This window comes from Mycobacterium sp. NGS54, assembly GCF_059812465.1.
Genome location: NZ_JCALCS010000007.1, coordinates 505119 through 524831 on the forward strand (window position 1 = coordinate 505119; position 19713 = coordinate 524831).

Sequence of the window (19713 nt, forward strand, 5' to 3'; positions counted from 1 at the left end):
CGTGGCGGTCACCCTGTGCGTCCCGCCGCGCGACGGCGAGCTGTGCGCACCGGTCAGGTTCCTGGTCCGGCAGGACTCCGTGGTGATGGAACTGACTGCACGCCACCGCATCATGGGTGTCGAATGGGACGAGGGCGAACGCGCGGTGGCGATGACCGTCGAGATCACCGACCCACAGACGGCCAGGCCGATCGACGTGCGGATCGACGTCGTCGACGCGGGTGCGCCCGTCGGCGATGCGCGCGCCACGACGATCGGCACCATCGAGCGTGACGGGAGACAGTACGACGTGGTGGGCATCTACCTGGGAGTTGTGGCGGATGAGAACTAGCCGGGCGAAGAGAACCGCGGCGATTGTCGGAGTGCACAACACCCGGCAGGGCCGCCGGCTGGACGGTGAAACCTCACGAAGCCTGGCGCTCAAGGCTATTCACGGGGCACTCGCCGACGCCGGCCTGAGCCTCGATGACGTCGACGGGATGAGCGCGGGTCCCCTGTCCACGACGTTGATCTACGACCTGCGCCTCGGACCGGCCTGGCAGGGCCTGGCCTTCGGCGTCGGCATGATCACCGAGGCGGCCACCGCGATCGAGCACGGCATGGCAGACGTCGTGGTCCTGGTCGCCGCTCAAGCAGGTGAATACCGCGACCACCAGGCCACGGCCCCGTGGACCAGGCCGGAGAACGAATTCGTCGCCCCCTGGGGGATGTTCACCACCGCCGAGTTCGCGCTGATCGCCCGGCGCCACATGCACGTCTACGGCACGACGCGCGAACAACTGTCGATGGTCGCGGCGACGATTCGCAACAACGGATCGCGAAACCCCGAAGCCGTTTATTACCAACGGGGTCCGTTCGCGCCGGAAGACATCACCGCGTCGCGGCCCATCGCCGACCCCTTTCACCTCCTCGATTGCGCCACCACGTCCGAGGGCGGCTGCGCCCTGGTCGTGGCCAACGTCGACCACGTGGATATCGCCGGCCAACCGATTTACGTGCTGGGCAGCGGCGCGGACTTTCACGGCCCGTCTTATCAGCATCCCCCCGCGTGGGACCTCGGCGGGCGGCGCGGCGATCACGTGAACGGCGTGGTCGGCAGGCGCGCCGCCGAGCGCGCGTTCGCCCATGCCGGGCTGCGCCGAGACGACGTGGACGTGCTCGAACTCTACGACCCGTTCTCCTTCGAAATCATCCGCCAGCTAGAGGCTTTCGGATTCTGCGGCGACGGCGAGGGCGGCCCGTTCGTCGCCGACGGCCACATCGCGATCGACGGCAGCCATCCGGTCACCACCGACGGGGGAACCATGTCCTTCAGCCATGCCGGCTCCAATCCGCAGATGATGCAGCGCGCCGTCCGGGCCGTCCAGCAGCTGCGCGGCCAGGCCGGTGACCTCCAAGTGCCCGACGCGCATGTCGCGTTCTGCAGCAACGGCGGAGCCGGGGCCCTATTCACCACGGTGCTGATCCTGGGAGACGAGCCGCTATGACACACGGACCCTTGCGGCCCCAGACCGGGCCGGTGCCGCACGCCAGCAGCGAACTCAGCGTCCCCTTCTGGCAGGGCTGCGGGGCGGGGGAGCTGCGCTACCAACGCTGCGAGGCGTGTGGCCTGTCGAACTTTCCCCCGACCGAGCATTGCCGCCAATGCCTTTCGGCCGAATTGGTCTGGGAGCGCAGCGGCGGGGCCGGCGAGGTCTACAGCTGGACCGTGGTGCATCGCCCGGTGACGGCGGAGTTCGAACCGCCGTACGCGCCGGCGATCGTGACCCTGGACGAGGGCTACCAGATACTGACCAACGTCGTCGGGGTGGCCCCGGAAGATCTCGCCATCGGGATGCGCGTGCGCGTGCAATTCCATTCCGTCGGCGCCGACGTGACCCTGCCCTATTTCACTGGGCTGCAATGAGTCCCGCCCGCACCAGCAACGGCCTTCCGGTGACGGCCTACCTGGTGCTGGGCGTGCTGGCCGCCAACGACGAACAACTCACCGCCGGCGAGATCAAGATGCGCGCCGAACTGTCGGTCGGCCATTTCTATTGGTCGCCGTCGGTGAGCCACGTGCGGCGCGAGCTGAACCGGTTGCTTCAGCGAGGGATGGTCGGCGAGATCGGCGCCCAATCCGGCAAGCGGTCGATCACCTTGTACGAGACGACCGACTCCGGGCTCGATGCGCTGCGCCGGTGGGTCCAGCACTTTCCGGCTCAGGACCGGGTGGTCATCAAGCACCCCGTCATCCTCAAGACCTGGCTTGCGCGCGGTGACGACCCCGAACACGTCGTCGACACGCTGGACCGCCACCTCGAGGCGACCCGCGCCCGGCTGGACGAGGCGCTGTGGTCGCGGCAGCGATCCCGCGACCTCGGCATCACCGACGACCCGGGCCAGCGCTTCTCGTTCGCCGTGCTCGACTACGCGATCCGCGGTTTGTACGCGGAGATCTCAAACATCGCGCAGCTGCGCGACGAAATCGCCGGCGGCACAAGCCGAGACCCCGTCAAACGGGTGCGACGGGCGAAGGGGCAGATCCGCCGTCGGGCACCCAGGGACCCGAGCTAGCCGCGGTGGGCCGGTAGGCGGTGCCGCGCGCTTCGCGCTCCCAAAGGATTTCGCCCTGGCCGGCGGCCGCCCCTTCGATGATCAGCTGGCGCTTGAGCACCTTGTGGGTGGCGGTGCTGGGCAGGTCGGCGGCGATCCGGACGTAGCGCGGCCACGCCTTCGGCGACAGGTCGGATTGCGCGCGGAGGAAGTCTTCGAACGAATCGGGATCGAGCCGGGCGCCGTCGTTGAGGACAATCGCGGCCATCACCTGATCGCCCACCCGCTCGTCCGGCACGGCGTACACCGCGGCCCGGTTGATGGCGCTGTGGCGCAACAGGATCCGCTCGATGGGCGCCGCGGCCAGGTTCTCGCCGTCGACACGCATCCAGTCGGCGGTGCGGCCGGCCAGGTAGATCCAGCCCTCGGCGTCGCGATAGGCGAGGTCCCCGGACCAGTACATGCCGTGGCGCATGCGTTCGGCGTTGGCTTCGGGATCGTTGTAGTAGCCGGTGAAAAAACCCGATCCCGCGGTGTTGACCAACTCGCCGACCGCCTCGTCGGCGTTGGCCAGCGCCCCGTGGGCATCGAAGCGTGCGACGGCGCATTCGGTGACGGTCTCGCTGTTGTAGACCGCGACCCCGTCGACCCCGCGGCCGATCGACCCCTTCGGCGTCCCGGGTTCGCGGATCACGATGACCGCGTTCTCCGTCGAACCGAACCCGTCCTCGACCTGAACGCCGAACCGGCGGCCGAACTCCTCGATGTCCTTGTCGTTGGCCTCGTTTCCGAACGCAACCCGCAGCGGGTTGTCGGCGTCGTCGTCGCGTTCGGTGGTGGCGAGAATGTAGGCGAGTGGTTTGCCGACGTAGTTCATGTACGTGGCGCCGTAGTGGCGGATGTCGTCGAGGAAGTGGCTCGCCGAGAATTTCGCCGGCACGATCGCGGCGCCGGAGGCCACGGCGGGTGCCCATCCGGCGACGACCGCGTTCGAGTGGAACAGCGGCATGGACACGTAGCAGGTGTCCCGCTCCGTCAGCTCGAATCGCCCCATCAGGCTGAGCCCGGCGACCACGGCCATCAGGTGGGATACCTGGACCGCCTTGGGATTGCCGCTGGTTCCCGACGTGAAGATCATCATGAACGGGTCCGTCGCGGTGACCTCGCGGTGCGGGACCAGTTCGCCGGCGCCCGACAGGAATTCGGCCCACTGCGGCGTCGAGGTGTCCAGGATCTGCGTTGCGCCGACGTCGAGGCCGTCGAGCAGCGGCCGATGCTCGGGATCGGTGACCACGAACTGGCAGTCGGCCCGGCGGATATCGGCCGCCAGCGCCTCGCCGCGTCGCGTCGTGTTCAATCCGCACAGCACGTAACCGCCGAGGCCGGCCGCCGCCATCTGTGCCAGCATCTCGGGCGTGTTTCCCAGCAGGGCGCCGACATGCATCGGTCGTCGGGGATCGGCGGCGGCGATCAGGGCCGCGGCGCGCGCCGCCGCCTCGGCCAGGTATTGAATCCAAGTCCATTGCAGATGGCCGTATTTGACCGCGACGGCGGGGTCGGTCAGGCGCTTACGCAGCAGCCCCTGAATCGTGTCGTCGGCCATCGGATCGGTCCACCTTCGGTTACGAGACGAGACGGTCCGTCTTATCGTAGCGGGCGCTTCGGCTCGCGGTTCCGACGGACCGCACACGGGCACCACCGTGTGTTGTGGAAGTTTTCATGCCCATTTCGCCAAGGATTCCCTGACGAAGACGGTGTGTGTATCCAGTCTGTTCGCATCTGACGGCCACCATTGTCCCGTGCTGTTTGAGCTCCACAGATCGCTGGTCCTGCTCCGGAATCGGGCGCGCGAATTCCGTCGTGAAATCTCAGAATCCCGATACGGAGTGCCTATCCGCCCACCATCATCAGGCCGCCGTCGACGGCCAGGAGTTGACCGGTGATGAAGCCCGACCCGGGTCCGGCCAGGAAGACCAGCATCGGCCCGACGTCTCGCGCGGGTTCGCCGAGCGCGCCGCCGATCGGGATCATCAGCTGCATCTGCTGGTCGATGAGGGCGCTCGCGTCCGGGCCGAGGAAATCCCGGAACCGGTCGGACCCCGGTGTCTGCACCGCCGGTGCCAAGGAGTTGACGGTGACTTTGTCGGCGCCCCAGGCTTTCGCGGCCGATCGTGTCCAGGCCTGCACCGCGCCCTTCGTCGCGGCGTAGACCGCCGAGATGGCGCTGCCCATCACGGCTTCGGACGACCCGAAGTTGATGATCCTGCCGCCCTTGGGATTTTGCTCTTTCATCACCGAGTAAGCCGCCTGGTTGGTCAGGATGGTGGCCTTGACGTTGGTGTCCAACAGGAACGAGATCTCGTCGGGGCCGATGTAACCCGGGATTCCGGCCTGCCACAGTCCCGCGGCGTTCACCAGGACGTCGAGCCCACCGAGGTGCTCGGCGGCCTGCTGCGTCATCGCCGAGACGGCGTCGGCGTCGCGCACATCGCACTGCAGCCAGGTGGCCTTCAGGTCATCCGGCGGCGGGGTTTGGTGATACGTGGCGACGACATCGGCGCCGGCGTCCGTAAGGACCCCGATGGCGGCCGCGCCAATACCGGTCGCTCCGCCGGTGACCAGGATCCGCCGGCCTTGCAGCACGTTTTGCATGCGGCGAGCGTAGCGCCCAGCACGCGCCGGCCCGCGTTAGGTGCGCACGGCAATCGAGGACAGCAGATCGGCGAGCCTTTGCGGCTGGTCCACCATCGAGAATGTCCGCGCCCCCTCGATCACCTCCAGGCGGGCGTTCGGGATGGTGGCGGCGAGCCGTTCGCCGTCGCCGAGTTCGAAGAACACGTCGTCGGCCGACCAGGCGATGAGCGCGGGCTTGTCGAACTCGTGCAGCCGCGCGGCCACGCCGGTGGTGACCTCCGTGCGCATCGAGAGCGTGAACTGGCGCAGGTCTTCGGCGATCGCTGGGTCGGACAGCCCCGGGCGTACCCACGCCTCCGTCAGGTCGTCGATGTTGCGATGCGCCAGGCCGTCGAACGCGCGCTTGCGCGCGACCGGCAAGCGCATCGCCTGGGCCACCGTCTTGAACGTCGCCTTGGACTTGGCCGCCATGATCACCGGCTTGAGGATCGGCGGCGGAAAGTGTTCGAACGCATCGCAACTCGTGAGCACCAGCGCACCGAGCCGCTCGGGATGATGTACCGCGACGAGTTGGGTGAGAACGCCGCCGGTGTCGTTGCCGACCAGCACCACGTCCTCGAGATCGAGGGCGGCAAGCACCTCGGCGACGATGCCGGCCACGCCGTAGATGGTCCGGTCGGCGCCCGGCCGCAGCGGCTGGGGATGCGCGCCCAGCGGCCAGGTCGGGGCGATGCAGCGCAGCCCGCGATCGGCGAGGCGCAGGCCGACCTGGCGCCACAGCTGCGCGCCCATCATGTACCCGTGCACGAACACGACGGGCCTGCCGTCCTCGGGTCCGGTTGCTTCGTAGTGAATGGTTCCGGCACTAATGTCGATCGTCGACATGGCTAGCTCCTACGTCGAAAGATACAGTTACAAACAGGCTGTCTGTTCGTAAGTTACCAACAGGTTGTATGGAAATCAAGAGACGGACTCAGGAGGAGCGCTCCGCGGCGACCCGCGACGCGCTGATCTCGGCCGCGCGCAAGCTGTGGGGCCTGCGCGGGTACGCGGAGGTGGGGACGCCGGAGATCGCCACGGCCGCGGGCGTCACCCGCGGCGCGATGTATCACCAATTCGCTGACAAGGCAACGCTTTTCGCGGAGGTGGTCGAGGCCGTAGAGCAGGATGTGATGGCCCGGATGGGCGCCATCGTGGCGCAGTCGGGAGCGACGACGCCCGCCGACGCGATCCGGTCCGCCGTCGACGCCTGGCTCGATGTGTCGGGTGACCCGGAGGTGCGGCAGCTCATCCTCCTGGACGCGCCCAGCGTGCTGGGCTGGGCCGCCTTCCGCGACGTCGCCCAGCGCTACAGCCTCGGCATGACCGAACAGTTGCTCACCGAGGCAATGAAGGCGGGTCAGCTGGCCGAGCAGCCGGTGCGAGCGCTGGCCCACGTGCTGATCGGCGCGCTCGACGAGGCGGCCATGGCCATCGCCACGGCCGAGGATCCGAAACGCGCCCGACGCGAGATAGGGGAGGTGCTGCATCGGTTGATCGACACGATGATGAGCGAGCGCTGATGGTCAAGCGCTCGCTCGATGGAGGAACAGGAACTGCTTCAGCTCCCGCGCCGGCAGGCGAAAATACGACGGGATCGCCTGCAGCACGGCCGTGCTCTTGGGAATGATTGTGGGACGCTCGAGGGCGAACGTTTGTCCACGCCACGTCAGGGTTGCACGACCGGACGCGAGAACGTTTCGGCACCAATCCACGTCGGCGCCGTAGGACAGCCCGATGACGAACCCGTCCTCGTAGGGAAAGGCGCCTACGGGCGTCGAATAGGTGCGCCCGGAACGGCGTCCGACGTGTCCGAGAAGCGCATACGGGGAATGGCGTTTGCCCGCGATGGGCGAGATCACCTTGTTGTAGCGCTTGAGCAGCGTCGGGCGCAGCCTTTTGTTGTGTTGCACGACTTTCGCGAGGGCATAACTCGCCAGCAGCCAGGCCGTCGCGATGCAGCCCAGCGTCAGGACAAACCTGAAAGTTGTCTGCAGCAAACGCGGAATCCGCATGTGTGGAGCGTATCGAGCCGCCGATTCACTCGCGGCGGCCGAAAGACCATGGCCTGGGGGACCAAGGCCCCGCAGGGCCGCCTCAGCGGTGGCTCTGGGTGAAGAACTGCCAGATGGTGTCGGTGGCGTTGAGCGCCGTCGACGGTTCGGGAATTCCCGCGAGTTCGGCGAGCGGGCTGGGTTGGCCGCCGGGCCATTGGTGGCCGGCGCCGGCCACCGAGATCAACTCGACGGTGCGCCCGTCCGGGCATCCGGCGATTTGCGTGGTCACGCTGCCGGCGGTGGTCGAGGTCGGCGGCCCGCACCCGTCGATGGACCGCCAGGTGGCGTTGACCGACTCGATCGACGGGCCGTCGACGCGGGGATTCCCGTTGATGGCGAACGCTTTTCCGGGTCCGCCGTTGTAGGGCACTCGCTCGTCGGCGGTGCCGTGAATCTGCAGCACCGACGTCGGTCGCGCTTGGGAGCAGTCGGTCAGCAGGGTTCCGGCCACCGGTGCGATCGCGGCGAAGGTGTCGCTCTGGCAACCCAGTCGAAACGCCATCATGGCCCCGTTCGACATGCCGGTGGCATAGACGCGGGCGCGGTCGATCGGGATCTCCTGCTCGATGGCTCCCACCATCGCGGTGATGAATCCGACGTCGTCGGTGTTGGCGCGCTGGGGTTCGCCGCAGCACGTCCCGGCGTTCCAGGCGCGGTTGAGGCCGTCGGGGTAGGCGACCAAAAAATGCCCGTTGTCTGCCTCGGCGTCCCAGTTGTAGGACCGCTCCGCCTGCGCGCCGTTGCCGAAGCCACCGTGCAGCATCACCACCAATGGAGCCGCGTCGGGCAATCCCTGAGGCCGATACAGGTGAAAGGCCCTGCTGGCCCCGCCGGAGTCGATGGATTGGGTGGACTGACCGATCGGAATCGATTGGGAGCCGGGCGATCCCAGCGCGTGCCCACCGCCGACACAGCCGCCGAGCACCAGGGCCAAGGCCGAGACGAGGCAGACATCGAACACCCGAGCGCGTAGCGATCGCATGAGGCCATCGTGGCATCGACTTCGACATTTGACAAGCCACTTGTCAAACTCGCCCGGAGTGGCACACTCATCTGCATGCGACGTATTGCCGATGCCGAGTGGACGCCCACCGTCCCGGCGCTGGTGAATTTGGTGGCAGCCTCGGGGGCGCCCCGCTTGAGGGCGGCCTTCGCCGCGGCCGGCCTTGACGGGATCCGTCCGGCTCAAGCCGTTGCGCTGGTGCCGCTGGCGGCCGGCGGCCTGCACGCATCCGATCTTGCCGACCGGCTCAAGGTGAGTCGCCAGGCTGTGGCCCAGGGGATAGCCAGCTTGGAGCGGCACGGGTATGTAACGCGGGTGACCGATCCCGGCGATGCCCGGGCCCGGATCATCGAGCTGACCCCGCGGGGTCGGCAGGCGCTGCGTGTGATGCGTTCCAATGCAGTCGCTTTGGAGAAGCGTTGGGTAGAGGTTCTCGGGTCCCGGCGGTTGGGGGAATTGCGGGAGATCTTGGAGATGTTGTTGTCGAGCGAGGCGGACACGGCGGGCGACTGACACCGGCGAGGAATTTGCTGGCGTAGAGCGTCGCGCGGGGCGTAGGTTCGACCCAAGACAATGACAGGAGTCCGTCGTGCCCATCTTCATGGTCGAGCGCAACTTTGCCGAGGAAATGGAACCGAGCTTCGAGGTCGCCGACGGCATCAACCGGATCAACGACCATGAGGGCGTTCGCTGGATGTACTCGTTTCTGTCGGCGGACAAGCGAAAGACCTACTGCCTGTACGAGGCACCCTCACCCGAGGCCATCAGGACCGCGGCGGCGCGGGCGGGACTGCCCGCCGACGTCATCGTCGAGGTGCGCGATCGTGTTATGCCCGACGGTGGGCTCTCGGATATCTGAGGGCTTTCACCCGAGCAGTTCGTGATCGGCGGCGTACATCGCCGCCTGGGTGCGGTTCGCGGCGCCCGTTTTGATCAGGATGTTGCGCACATGGTTGGCGGCGGTGTTGGTGCTGATGTAGAGGCGCTCGCCGATAGCCCGGTTGCTCAGCCCCTCGGCGAGCAGCCGCAGCACCTCGACCTCCCGGTCGGTCAAGCCGTCCGGGCCTGTCGTCAGCACCGCATCCACCAGCTCGACGACGCGGTTCTGGCCGATCGAGGTGGCGATGGCGCGCGCTTCGTCGGCCAGCCGGCGAGCTTCCTCGGTGTGCCCGCGCGACGCCGCGAACAGCGCGTGCCGGGCCAGCGTTTCGCCGACGTGCACCACCGAGCCCATGCGGCGGTCCATCTCGAGCGCCGCGGCGAAATACCGCTCGGCCGCGGCGGTGTCGCCGTCGAGCGCCGCGATCCGGGCGAGGTATCGGTCGGCGCTGCCGAAGAGGGCGACGAACTGGCCGGCGACGAGGTTCTTGCCGGCATACCGCGATATGTACGGCCGCAGAGTATGCAGCGCCTCGCGGTTGCCCAGCTCCAGCGCCGCCTCGACCATGAACACCAGCTCCATCGGCCACTGCGCCTCATCGGTGCGATCACCGAGTTTGCGGTTGAGCAGATGATTGAGGGCGCGGGTCATGCCCGCTTCGCAGTTGAGCTCGGTGTACAGGGCGAGCAGGCCGGGCACCCAGCGCCCGGCGAACATCTCGGTGCCGTCGATGAACGCGGCGAATTTCTTCAGGTCTGCGGTCTCGCGTTGGATCATAAACATCTGAACCCCGTTGGAGCCCTGGGTGTCGTCCGCGTCGAACAAATCGCCTGCGCGCAAGGCGATGTCGGCCCACCGTTCGGCGCCGGTGAAGTCGCCGCGCAGGTAGGCCAGTGCCTGCTCGACGCACGCCCCGACGAAGCCGAAGACCGGTTGTCCGCACGCCTGGCCCGCCCGTCGCATGTCCGCGGTCGACGCGGCCAGGTCGTCGGGCCTGCCGGCCAGATAGCTGACCATGGCGCGAAAATGCGCGGCCGCCCCCAGCACCTCGTAGTCACGACGCTGAAGCGCCATGAGCGATACCTCGGCCGATCGCTCCGCCTGGACTTCGCACATCTCTGGAGTGAGCCCCTGCCACAGGCTCGTCTTGAGCGTGTGCATCAGCACCGCCTGATCGCCGGTGGCCCGGGCGCGGTCGATGGCGTTGTTGCCCACCTCGCGCGCCCGTGCCGCCTCCCCGGCGAAGGCCAGCGCTCGCCCAAAGCTGCCGAGTGCCTGCAGATACCGCAGGTCGTCGCTATTCAACCCGCAGGATTCCAGCGCTGCCGCCAGCAGGTCGGCCGCCTTCGAGTCCGACTGTCCCCGACGCCAATTCGCCTCCTCGTAGCCGACGGCCGCCCCCAGCCGGATCAGCGGATCGTCCATCGCGCTGAGGCGTTCGTAGATCGCCCGCGACCGCGCGAAATCGCCGGCGCGCACGTGGTTGGCGGCCGCATCGAGGTCCAGCCGAGCCCGGTCGGTGCGGCTCATCTCCGGCAGCGACGCGGCGCGCTCGAACCATCTCGCGGCGTCTTCGTAGGCCAGGCTCTGTTCGGCCATCCGGGCCGCCTGGTGCGCGTAGCGCAGCGCCTGCTCGTGGTAGCCGAGCACGTGGGCCCGCAGGTAGTGGTTGGCTAGCCGGGGAACGACGGACGGGTCGGTCCGGCCCTCGAGGGCCTCGGCGGCCCGTGCGTGCATGATCCGCAGCCGCGAGGCCGCCATCCCGCCGACGACGGCTTCGCGGGTGAGCGCGTGCACGAACGCGAACTCGCCGTCGGAGTCGCGGACCGGCCGGATCAGCCCGACGCCTTCCGCCGAATCGACCGCCGCCAGCGTCGCGGCGAGATCGGTTTCGCTGGCGGCGATGAGCGCGGGCAGGTCGAACGTCTCACCGAGCACCGCCGCCTGTTCGATCACGACCCGGACGCCGGCGCCCAGCCCGCTGAGCCGGCGGGCAATGGCGTCGCCGATCGATGCCGGGACCGTCTGCTGCACTCCCAGCGTGGCCAGCCCGCCGCGGACCTCGAGGTCGCTGACGAGTTCGGTCAGGAAGAACGGATTGCCGCCGGTCTTGTCGCGCAGCAAGGCGGCGGCCGTGCGCGCCGACGCGGGTGCCAGCTGCTGGGTCCGTCGCACAAACTCGGCGATCGCCTCGGTGTCCAGCCCGGCGAGGTCCAGGCGCCGCACCCCGTCGAAGCGGTGCAGTTCGGCCAGCCGGGTGGTGAGTTCGTCGGAGCGGTCCGGTTCGGTTGACCGGAACGTGGCGACCACGAGCATCCGGACATCGGCGCAGCCGATCAGGACGCGTTCGAGCATCACGAGGGTGGGCAGCTGCGCCCAGTGCAGGTCGTCCAGGATCAACGCGATCGGGCGATCGAGGGACAGGCGCCGCAGGAAACCGGTCAAGGCGTCGAAAAGCGCCTGCCGGGGCGCCCCGACCTCTTCGGTCCGGCCGATATCCTGCAAATGGCGATCCACCTGCGTTGACAGCCGCCGCAGCTGCCCTCCCGCGTCGGCCAGAATGTCCGCCATCGAACCCGGCGCAGTGGCGATCAGCAGCCGATCCAGCGCCTCGGCGAACGGCGCGTACGGCACGTCCGCGTCGGCCGTCGAACTCCCGACGAGCACCGCGACGCCATGGTCGGCCAGCGATCCGGCCACCTCGGCGGCCAGGCGGGTCTTGCCCGCCCCGGGTTCACCGCCGATGAAGACCGCCTGGCGATTGCCGCCCTCGACGCGTTCCCAGGCCTGTTCGAACGCGGCAAGCTCTGCGGCGCGGCCGACGAGCGGGCCGCGACGACGTGCCAGCAGTTCCGCTGGAAGGGGCGGTGGCACCCACTGGGCCGTGGGATCAGCCATGGAATCAAGGTAACCGCGCCGATTTGGCTGGTCGATAGTCAGATCTAACTATCGTTATAAGCCTCGGAAATGCTTCGTTGTGGTCATGACGCGCGGCCTCGCCGCCTCGTAGCGTCGCGGCATCAAACCTGCGAAGCAACCAGAGGAGGTGCGGGCCATGAGCGTGACAACCGCAACCGACGAACTGCGCGGCCGATTCGGGGCACAGGTGATCCTGCCCGACGACGCCGGATACGACGAGGCGCGGGCGCTGCACAACGCCATGATCGACAAGCGACCCGCGGTGATCGTGCGCTGCGGAACCACCGGCGACATCGTCGGCGCCCTCGAGTTCGCGCGGGCGTCGAACGTCGAGGTCGCCGTCCGCGGGGGTGGCCACAACGGTCCCGGATTCGGTTGCGTCGAGGGCGGTCTCGTCATCGACCTGTCTCCGATGAACCGCGTCCACGTGGACCCCGACCGGCGGATCGCCCGCGTCCAGGGCGGGGCGACGTGGGCTCAGGTGGACGCCGCGACCCATGCGCACGGGCTGGCGACCCCGGCCGGCATCATCTCGAGCACGGGCGTCGGTGGGCTGACCCTGGGCGGCGGCCACGGCTACCTGACCCGCAAGTACGGCCTGACCATCGACAACCTGCTGGAGGCCGAGGTCGTGCTGGCCGACGGCCGGGTGGTTACGGCGTCGGAATCCGAGCACCCCGACCTGTTCTGGGCGCTCAAGGGTGGCGGCGGAAACTTCGGCGTGGTCAGCTCGTTCACGTTCCGCCTGCACCCGGTGCACACGGTGCTGTGCGGTCCCACGGCGTGGCCCGCATCGGCCACCGCCGACATCCTCAGCTGGTACCGGGACTTCCTGCCCGCCCAGGACGAGGACCTTTACGGCTTCTTCGCGACCATGACCGTCCCGCCGGTGCCGCCGTTCCCCGAGGCGTTCCACCTGCAGAAGGCGTGCGCGGTGATCTGGTGCTACACCGGCGATCCCGGCGGGGTCGACGAGGCGTTCGCGCCGGTCCGGCAGATGCGGCCGGCCTTCGACGGCCTCATGGCGGCGCCCTATCCCGCGCTCAACTCCACCTTCGATGCGCTGTATCCCAAAGGGCTGCAGTGGTATTGGCGCGGCGACTTCATCCGCACGATCCCCGACGCCGCCGTCGCGGCCCATGCCCGCTTCACCGAGGAGCTGCCGACGATGCACTCCACGATGCACCTCTACCCGATCGACGGCGCCGTGCACCGGGTGGGCCAGTCCGACACCCCCTGGGCCTACCGGGATGTGAACTTCTCACAGGTCATCGCTGGCGTCGACCCCGACCCCGCCAACGCCGAGGTGTTGAAGCGCTGGACGAAGGAGTACTGGGAAGCCATCCACCCGTACTCGGCCGGGGGCGGCTACGTCAATTTCATGATGGACGAGGGCCAAGACCGCGTCCGCGCCACCTACGGCCCGAATTACCAGCGGCTCAGCGAGATCAAGGCGCAATACGATCCGGGCAACGTGTTCCACATCAACCAGAACATCTTGCCCGCCAGCTGACATGATCGGAGGCCGCCGCCGGTGATAACTCGTGATGTCGAGGTGGCCGCGGTCGCCGACCTGGCGCTTTCTCCCCCACGCGCGGCGCTGGCCACGTTCGGTGACGACGAAATCGCCGTATTGCCAGTGAGTGTGGCGCTCGAAGAGCCCGCCGAGCCTGCGGCCTCGCCGCGCGTCGTGCGGGTGCCGGAGGGCGGTCCGGATCTGGCCGGCCGCAATGTCGTGGTGGTCGCCGACGACGGGCCGCAGTGGTTCCGGCTGCGCTCGCTGACCGTGCGAGGGATCGCCGAGGCGTCGGGCCCGTGCACTTATCGCGTCGTGCCCAAGCGGGTGGTGGCCTGGGACTACGGTGCGCTGCGCGAGGTACCGACCCCGCCGGCCGGCTCGCCTCCCCGACCGCCGTCGTTTTCGGTTGGCGATGAGCAGGACACTCAGCCTTTCGGGTCGCCGAAACTGGAAGCGGCGCTTCGCAGTTCGCGGGTAATGATCCTTGCCAGCCGGTCCGAGAAGGGCACGGCGTTCGCGGTGCCGCTGTGGTTCGTCACCCATCGCGGCCGCATCTATGCGACGACGTCGGCGTCGTCCTGGACGGTGCGCAACGTCGCCGCCGTCCCAGAGGTGGCCCTGCTGCTCGGCGGGGAGGGCCGCGACGACGGCAATCGGCTGCTGGTCCGCGGTCGTGCCCGATCGGTCCGTGGCGCACCGCCGCCGGCGGTGATCGCCCGGCTGGCTTGGCTCTACTACCTGCAGCCACAATTCGCGGCGGTAGAGCTGAGCCACATGCGGCTATGGCCGCTGCGAATGCGGTACTACTTGCAGTCGCGGGCCGCATATATCGTGATCACTCCCCAGATGGCGACCGAATGCCGGGTGCCGTGATACGGAGGCGGCGACCAAGGTCGGCGCGCGCTGGATCTGACCGGCTCCCGGGTTGAGCCCGTCGGTTGTGCCGAGCGTCCCTGGGAATCGGGACTAGTGGCCCTAGGATCGGCCGACTGTCGAATAGACGATCACACCATGGCAACAACGATTGGCGCGGAACGGATGCTGATCGAATCCGCGCTGCCGAGATTCGACGCCATGATCGCCGAGCACGCAATGGTGGCGGCCGACCCCGCGACCACTTTTCAGGCTGCCAGGTCGCTGGACCTGCTCACCGTCCGCACACCGCTGCTGGCGGCCTCGATGTGGATGCGCGCGTTGCCTGAGCGGTTGCTGGGCAGGTCCGTCCCGGCGCCACCGCAGCTGATGGTGAGCGAGGTCGACCTACCGGGCTGGCTTCCCCTTGGCGAACAACCGAACCGCGAGATCGCTTTCGGTGCAGTGGGAAAGTTCTGGCGGCCGGTCATCGAATGGCATGACGTGGCGCCGGCGGATTTCGCCGACTTCGCCGAACCCGGATGGGGAAAGATCGCCGCGAACTTCTCGATGGCACCCTACGGCGAAAGCCACACGCTGCTCAGCTACCAATGCCGAACGGTCACAACCGATCCGGATTCACGCCGACGTTTCATGCGCTACTGGTGGCTGATCCGACCGTTCGTCAAACACATCATGCGCGCAACCCTTAGCGCGATCCAGACCGACGCCGAGGCGCCGGCGATAGACAGGAGCCGGTGATGCGAGTTCTGGTGATTTACGGATCCAAGGGGGGCGGCACCGCGGGGCTGGCCGCGATGATCGGCGACGCGCTGACCGAGGTGGGGTTTGAGGCGGTCGTGAAGGCGGCCAAGGACGTCGATGGACTCGGCGGCTTCGATGCGGTGATCGTCGCCGGCGCGCTTTACGCATACAGGTGGCACCGCGACGCGCGACGGTTCGTGCGCAAGAATGCCCCGGCGTTGAGTGAGCTGCCCGTATGGCTCGTCAGCAGTGGCCCCTTGGACGACTCGGCCGAACAGCACGACATCCCACCCACGCCGCAGGTCACCAAGTTGATGCGCCATGTGGGTGCACGCGGTCACGCGACGTTCGGTGGTCGGCTGGAAGCGGATGCAAAGGGTTTCCCGGCCAGTGCGATGGCCAAGAAAAGCGCCGGCGACTGGCGCAGCCCGACGCACGTGCGGCGCTGGGTCACGACCGTCGTCAAAGAACTCGACCGACCGACGATCACCCACCGGGCATAATCATCGGGTGATGGAAGATCCCCATATCTACCGCCGCCTCGCGCTGCTCGAACAGCAGGTGCGCCTGCTCTCGGATCGGCTCGGGGTCCCCTGCCCGACGTTCGGCAGCGACGTGGGCGCCACATCAGGTGTGCTCGAGAACGGTGTGCCCTCGGAAGTCGTCGCCCTGGCCCGCTCCGGCAACGCCATCGCCGCGATCAAGCTGTATCAAAAGCTGACCGGCGCGGGGTTGCGCGAGGCGAAAGATATCGTCGACAACCTCTAGGGCGACTACGCCCGGCGGAAAGCACCGTTCATCCGCCGCTTGAACGCGCGATCGAAACGCCGGTAGCCGCCGCGCAACGCATGGCCCGGCCAACGGTCGCCGGTGAGCTCGACGGGCAGCAGCGGGTCGAGCTGAAGATGGCGCACCACCGCGATCGACAGCGCGAACTCGTAGGTGAAGCTTTCGGTCGAATCGTCACGCTTGTCCGCGTCGAGCGCGGCGTCCATGGCGTCGATGAGCGCCCGGGCGTCTTCGGCCCACTCGTCGAGGGAAAACAGCGATCGCACGTGCGCGGCCGTGATGTCGCTGGCGGCCCCGTGAAATCGCGTGCACTGCTGGTCCAGGACGGCGGTCAATGTCGGAAATCGTTGCGGATCAAGGTTGTCCGGGCGCACCCAGACGCCTTCGCGAAGCTCAGCCAGGTGCAGGGCCGTCGCGGCCTTTCGCAGCTCCAGGCGATCGGTCGCCGATCTGCGCTCCAGCGAGACGATCGCGAGTTCCCACATTCCGTCCCACCGGTGGGCGGCCGTGTCGTCGATCCGGGCGGCCTCGTCCACGCGCTCGCGGCGCTCCGAGAGTCGGCCCGCGAGTGCGTAACTGCCGTCGTCGGTGGTCAGTTCGCCGGTGGACACCATCCGCCACAGGCACGTGCGGGCCGCGCCGGGGCTGATGCCGAACAGCGAGGCCACCGCCACCAGTTCCGCCACCGTGAGCCGCCCCCGATCGGATCCCAGCAACGTCGACGCCAGCACGGAGCGCGCGCTCAGCGGCCGGCTGTCGATCAGGTCGTCGGCTCGGGATCGAGGCTGGGCGGGCACGGCTGACAACGGTATCACCAAATCATTGACGCGTGACATTCAAAGTGTGATACTGACACGCATGAGCTTGCCGACCAAGTCGGTGCTCGCCGACGATGTGGAGATCGTCCGGCGCGTCCTCGCCCATATCGACGCCGGTACCACCGACGAGGGTGACGCCTGGCGCGAGCCGGTCGAAAACTATTTGAGCCCAAGCCGATTCGCCGACGAGCTCCAGTCGCTGCGCGCGATGCAGAGCGTCTTCGTGCCGTCGGCGGTGATCCCGAACCCGGGTGACCACGTCGAGCGGACCGCCTTCGGCGTGCCCCTCTTCGCGGTGCGCGGACACGATCATCGGGCGCGGGTGTTCCGCAACGCATGCCGGCACCGCGGTTTCGCCCTGGTCGAGGAACCCGGCTGCTCGCACGCTTTGGTGTGCCGCTACCACGGCTGGACGTACCGCCTGGACGGCTCGCTCGCGCATGTCCCGCACCCCGAGGCATTCCCCGGCCTGGACGCGGCGGGCCGGGGCCTGGTCGAGGTCCCCAGCCGCGAGGTGGACGGGCTGATCGTGGTCGATCCGCTTGACCCGCCGGGCCTCGGCGAGGCCGATTCGATGGCCGCGCTGACCGACGGGAGCCCATGGCGCGACAAATTGCTGCCGGCGCAGCGGCTCGTGTATGTGGATTCGACTGTGCGCGCGATGAACTGGAAGGTGCTTGTCGAACAGTTCCTGGAGGGCTATCACCTGCGCTCGACGCATCGAGACACCTTCTTCCCGGTGCAATACGACGACCTCAATGTCGTCGAAATATTCGGGCCGAACAGCCGACTAACATTCCCGTACCGCAATATCGAACGGCTCCGCGACCGTCCAGAATCGAGCTGGAACGTCGACGCGCGGGTCACCTACGTCTACCAGTTGTTCCCCAACGTCATGGTGGCGACCTTCCCCGACGTGGTCTCCGTGGTGGCGATCGACCCGGTGGACGTGTGCCACACGACGGTGAGCACCTACTCGATGGTGAAACCTGAAGTTGCCGAGCGCGCTTCTTCCGACCCGTCCGCGAAACTGGTCGGCGCAGGCAGCTTCATCGAGCAGGGGCTCGCCGAAGACAACCAGATGTCCGAAGGTGTGCAGCGCGGATTACACGCGGGCGCAAACGAATTCGTGGAGTTTGGCCGGCACGAGAGTGCGATCGGGCACTTTCACGCCACGCTCGACGAGCGCCTTGCCGCCATGGCCCGCTAGGAGCCGAACGGCGCCATCCGCACGGCCAACGGCAACCCACACCGAACCAGCAGCCCGAAGCGCCCCCGCGGCACCGCGGCCGCCTCCGCGCGCGCCATGCCGATCAGCTCCCGTTTGAAATCCTCTCGCGGGTAACGCCGCAGCACGGCGTCGACGTTGCGGGGAGCGATGTCCCAGATCCGCAATCCGGCGCCGTCGACCATCGCCCCCCACTGCAGGTAGCAGCCGATCGCGCCGTCGGTGGCGACCGTGACGCCCGGCGTCGTGTGAACGCAGATGCCATCCGCGAGTAGCTCGGCACGCTCCTCGTCGAGCCCGGCGGCGGTTGCGCACGACAGCAGCCGCTCGACGCTGCCGAGCGTGAAATCGCGGCCCGCCGTTGGGCTGACGATGCCGTAGTCGTGCAGGAGGGCGCCGCAGTAGTAGAGCTCGTCGTCCAACTCGCTCCCGTCGACGCTCGCGAGCGCACGCCCGAACAACCACGTCCGGTAGGAGTGGCCCTGCAGTCCCGGCGGCAGCTCCGCGCACGCCTCCTCGGCCTCGCGCGCGAACCGGGAATCGGGAACGGGGAAGGCGGCTACGTCAACGCGTTCGGCCGCGACGGGGAGCCGGCCCAGCGCGAGCTTGACCCGGCCCACGGCGTTCTGCCACTGACCCACCGCGATCGCAACGAAAAGCCGGCGCCGCTCGGCTGCCGACAGCTCACCACCGGTCCGACGGGCCCAAGCAAGGCCGCCGAGCCGCTGCCGATCGGGGCCCTCCACCGCTACGGCGTTTTGAGAAAGATGTCGTTGAGGGTGACCGTGCGCAGGTCCCGGTCGCGGATGATGTCGACGAGCTGCGGGTACACGTGCGTGACCGGCGGGTGGTTCAGGTGGCCGATGACGATGGACTGCGGGGTGAAGTATTGATCGGCCATCTTCACGATGTAGTCCTCGTGGATGAGCGTGGAATCCGACAGCGACCCCGACCACAAGGTGGGGACGGTGTAGCCGAGGTCGGCGGCGACGGCGTCGACGGCGGCGTTGCGCTTGGCGTACGGCGGCCGCCAGTACGGTTTCGCGCCGATGCCGTAGGTCTTCTTCAAAAATTGGTCGTTGCGGGTGAGCTGCTGGGCGATCTGGTCCTTGGGCAGGGTGGTCAGGTCCGGGTGTGACCAGGTGTGGTTGCCCAATTGGACCTGACCGGATTCGACCAGCGGCCGGAGCAGGTCCACGTTTTCGGTCCAGGAGTCGTAAACCCCGTTGACGAAGAACGTCAGCCGGATACCGGTGTCCTTGGCGAACTGAGTGTAGGCACGCACCACTTGGCTGTTGACGCCGTCGTCGACGGTCAGCGCGAGCAGGTCGCCTTCCCCGGGGATCTTGGTCAGGGCACCGCCGCCGGGCAGCGGGATGCGGGCGCTCAGCGGCGGGGGAGGCAACAGGGCGGACGGCGCCGTCGGGCCGGAGGTTGCCACGTTCGCCGGCGGTGTCTGGGCGAATGTCCGGGGCTGCGGGTCGACCACCAGGCGAGCCGCGCCGACGCCGACGACGGTGGCCGCGGCCAGCGCCCCGAGGAAGCGGCGTCGGTTCAGCTCCGGTGCCGCGCCGGTCCCAAAGGGCGGAATGAGGAGTGTGCCCCGGTTCCTCGTGGGTCTTTTGCGGTGCGATGTCGGCACCCGCGACCCGGTACCCCGGGCCCCGGTGTTGCC

22 protein-coding genes are annotated in these 19713 nt (G+C 68.1%); 13 read left to right on the plus strand and 9 right to left on the minus strand.

Features of this window, described 5'->3' with window-relative positions:
* The first annotated feature begins 1 nt into the window (after position 1).
* The 4 genes from AC5Y5E_RS24410 to AC5Y5E_RS24425 are packed head-to-tail and all read left to right on the plus strand — an operon-like array spanning position 2 to position 2556.
* Positions 2-331 (plus strand): hypothetical protein, encoded by a 330-nt coding sequence (locus AC5Y5E_RS24410; RefSeq protein ID WP_499905647.1) that lies wholly within the window; start codon positions 2-4, stop codon positions 329-331.
* Positions 321-1487, plus strand: a complete 1167-nt coding sequence (locus AC5Y5E_RS24415; RefSeq protein ID WP_499905648.1) for a thiolase family protein — start codon at positions 321-323, stop codon at positions 1485-1487. The genes AC5Y5E_RS24410 and AC5Y5E_RS24415 overlap by 11 nt, the downstream gene beginning before the upstream one ends.
* The gene (locus tag AC5Y5E_RS24420) at positions 1484-1906 is read left to right on the plus strand and encodes a Zn-ribbon domain-containing OB-fold protein (RefSeq protein ID WP_499905650.1); all 423 of its coding nucleotides are present in this window, start codon (positions 1484-1486) and stop codon (positions 1904-1906) included. Before AC5Y5E_RS24415 ends, AC5Y5E_RS24420 begins: the two co-directional genes overlap by 4 nt.
* The gene (locus tag AC5Y5E_RS24425; RefSeq protein ID WP_499905651.1) at positions 1903-2556 is read left to right on the plus strand and encodes a PadR family transcriptional regulator; all 654 of its coding nucleotides are present in this window, start codon (positions 1903-1905) and stop codon (positions 2554-2556) included. Before AC5Y5E_RS24420 ends, AC5Y5E_RS24425 begins: the two co-directional genes overlap by 4 nt.
* Here the strand turns inward: AC5Y5E_RS24425 and fadD1 are convergent.
* The 3 genes from fadD1 to AC5Y5E_RS24440 form a co-directional block, all read right to left on the minus strand.
* A complete protein-coding gene (fadD1, locus tag AC5Y5E_RS24430; RefSeq protein WP_499905652.1) occupies positions 2495-4138 on the minus strand; it encodes a fatty-acid--CoA ligase FadD1 in 1644 nt (547 codons plus the stop codon). The genes AC5Y5E_RS24425 and fadD1 overlap by 62 nt on opposite strands.
* A gap of 287 nt (positions 4139-4425) precedes the next feature.
* Positions 4426-5187 carry an SDR family NAD(P)-dependent oxidoreductase gene (locus tag AC5Y5E_RS24435; RefSeq protein ID WP_499905653.1) on the minus strand — a complete coding sequence of 254 codons (762 nt, stop codon included), beginning with the start codon at positions 5185-5187 and terminating at the stop codon, positions 4426-4428.
* A 36-nt stretch (positions 5188-5223) separates the two neighbouring features.
* Positions 5224-6054, minus strand: coding sequence for an alpha/beta fold hydrolase (locus AC5Y5E_RS24440; RefSeq protein WP_499905655.1), 831 nt, complete (start codon positions 6052-6054; stop codon positions 5224-5226).
* 68 nt (positions 6055-6122) lie between these two features.
* On the opposite strand from AC5Y5E_RS24440, the gene AC5Y5E_RS24445 reads away from it, so the two are divergent.
* Positions 6123-6731, plus strand: a complete 609-nt coding sequence (locus AC5Y5E_RS24445; RefSeq protein ID WP_499905656.1) for a TetR/AcrR family transcriptional regulator — start codon at positions 6123-6125, stop codon at positions 6729-6731.
* Positions 6732-6734: 3 nt separating this feature from the next.
* Here AC5Y5E_RS24445 and AC5Y5E_RS24450 read toward each other — a convergent pair whose 3' ends face one another.
* Positions 6735-7223 carry a nitroreductase family deazaflavin-dependent oxidoreductase gene (locus AC5Y5E_RS24450; protein ID WP_499905657.1) on the minus strand — a complete coding sequence of 163 codons (489 nt, stop codon included), beginning with the start codon at positions 7221-7223 and terminating at the stop codon, positions 6735-6737.
* 82 nt (positions 7224-7305) lie between these two features.
* Positions 7306-8247, minus strand: a complete 942-nt coding sequence (locus AC5Y5E_RS24455; RefSeq protein ID WP_499905658.1) for an extracellular catalytic domain type 1 short-chain-length polyhydroxyalkanoate depolymerase — start codon at positions 8245-8247, stop codon at positions 7306-7308.
* A gap of 75 nt (positions 8248-8322) precedes the next feature.
* On the opposite strand from AC5Y5E_RS24455, the gene AC5Y5E_RS24460 reads away from it, so the two are divergent.
* Together AC5Y5E_RS24460 and AC5Y5E_RS24465 are read left to right on the plus strand one after the other, a co-directional pair.
* A complete protein-coding gene (locus tag AC5Y5E_RS24460; RefSeq protein ID WP_499905660.1) occupies positions 8323-8781 on the plus strand; it encodes a MarR family winged helix-turn-helix transcriptional regulator in 459 nt (152 codons plus the stop codon).
* Positions 8782-8857: 76 nt separating this feature from the next.
* Positions 8858-9127 (plus strand): DUF4242 domain-containing protein, encoded by a 270-nt coding sequence (locus AC5Y5E_RS24465; protein WP_499878375.1) that lies wholly within the window; start codon positions 8858-8860, stop codon positions 9125-9127.
* Between the two features lie 6 nt (positions 9128-9133).
* On the opposite strand, the gene AC5Y5E_RS24470 is transcribed toward AC5Y5E_RS24465, so the two are convergent.
* Positions 9134-12046 (minus strand): helix-turn-helix transcriptional regulator, encoded by a 2913-nt coding sequence (locus tag AC5Y5E_RS24470; protein ID WP_499905661.1) that lies wholly within the window; start codon positions 12044-12046, stop codon positions 9134-9136.
* A gap of 157 nt (positions 12047-12203) precedes the next feature.
* On the opposite strand from AC5Y5E_RS24470, the gene AC5Y5E_RS24475 reads away from it, so the two are divergent.
* The 5 genes from AC5Y5E_RS24475 (at position 12204) to AC5Y5E_RS24495 (ending at position 15971) form a co-directional block, all read left to right on the plus strand.
* Entirely contained in the window at positions 12204-13580 is a 1377-nt protein-coding gene (locus AC5Y5E_RS24475) for an FAD-binding oxidoreductase (protein ID WP_499905663.1), read from the plus strand.
* A 21-nt stretch (positions 13581-13601) separates the two neighbouring features.
* Positions 13602-14459, plus strand: a complete 858-nt coding sequence (locus AC5Y5E_RS24480) for a pyridoxamine 5'-phosphate oxidase family protein (RefSeq protein ID WP_499905664.1) — start codon at positions 13602-13604, stop codon at positions 14457-14459.
* Positions 14460-14597: 138 nt separating this feature from the next.
* On the plus strand, positions 14598-15200 hold the full coding sequence (locus tag AC5Y5E_RS24485; RefSeq protein ID WP_499905665.1) for a hypothetical protein: 603 nt from the start codon (positions 14598-14600) through the stop codon (positions 15198-15200).
* On the plus strand, positions 15200-15706 hold the full coding sequence (locus AC5Y5E_RS24490; protein ID WP_499905667.1) for a flavodoxin domain-containing protein: 507 nt from the start codon (positions 15200-15202) through the stop codon (positions 15704-15706). The genes AC5Y5E_RS24485 and AC5Y5E_RS24490 overlap by 1 nt, the downstream gene beginning before the upstream one ends.
* Positions 15707-15713: 7 nt before the next feature.
* Entirely contained in the window at positions 15714-15971 is a 258-nt protein-coding gene (locus tag AC5Y5E_RS24495; protein WP_499905668.1) for a hypothetical protein, read from the plus strand.
* Positions 15972-15976: 5 nt separating this feature from the next.
* Here AC5Y5E_RS24495 and AC5Y5E_RS24500 read toward each other — a convergent pair whose 3' ends face one another.
* A complete protein-coding gene (locus AC5Y5E_RS24500; protein ID WP_499905669.1) occupies positions 15977-16789 on the minus strand; it encodes a PaaX family transcriptional regulator C-terminal domain-containing protein in 813 nt (270 codons plus the stop codon).
* Between the two features lie 61 nt (positions 16790-16850).
* Between AC5Y5E_RS24500 and AC5Y5E_RS24505 the strand changes: the two genes are divergently transcribed.
* Positions 16851-18020: an aromatic ring-hydroxylating oxygenase subunit alpha gene (locus tag AC5Y5E_RS24505; protein ID WP_499905671.1), complete on the plus strand. Its 1170-nt coding sequence runs from the start codon at positions 16851-16853 to the stop codon at positions 18018-18020.
* Here AC5Y5E_RS24505 and AC5Y5E_RS24510 read toward each other — a convergent pair.
* Positions 18017-18784: an HD domain-containing protein gene (locus AC5Y5E_RS24510; protein WP_499905672.1), complete on the minus strand. Its 768-nt coding sequence runs from the start codon at positions 18782-18784 to the stop codon at positions 18017-18019. The genes AC5Y5E_RS24505 and AC5Y5E_RS24510 overlap by 4 nt on opposite strands.
* A 2-nt stretch (positions 18785-18786) precedes the next feature.
* Positions 18787-19596, minus strand: coding sequence for a polysaccharide deacetylase family protein (locus AC5Y5E_RS24515; protein ID WP_499905757.1), 810 nt, complete (start codon positions 19594-19596; stop codon positions 18787-18789).
* Between the last annotated feature and the right edge of the window lie 117 nt (positions 19597-19713).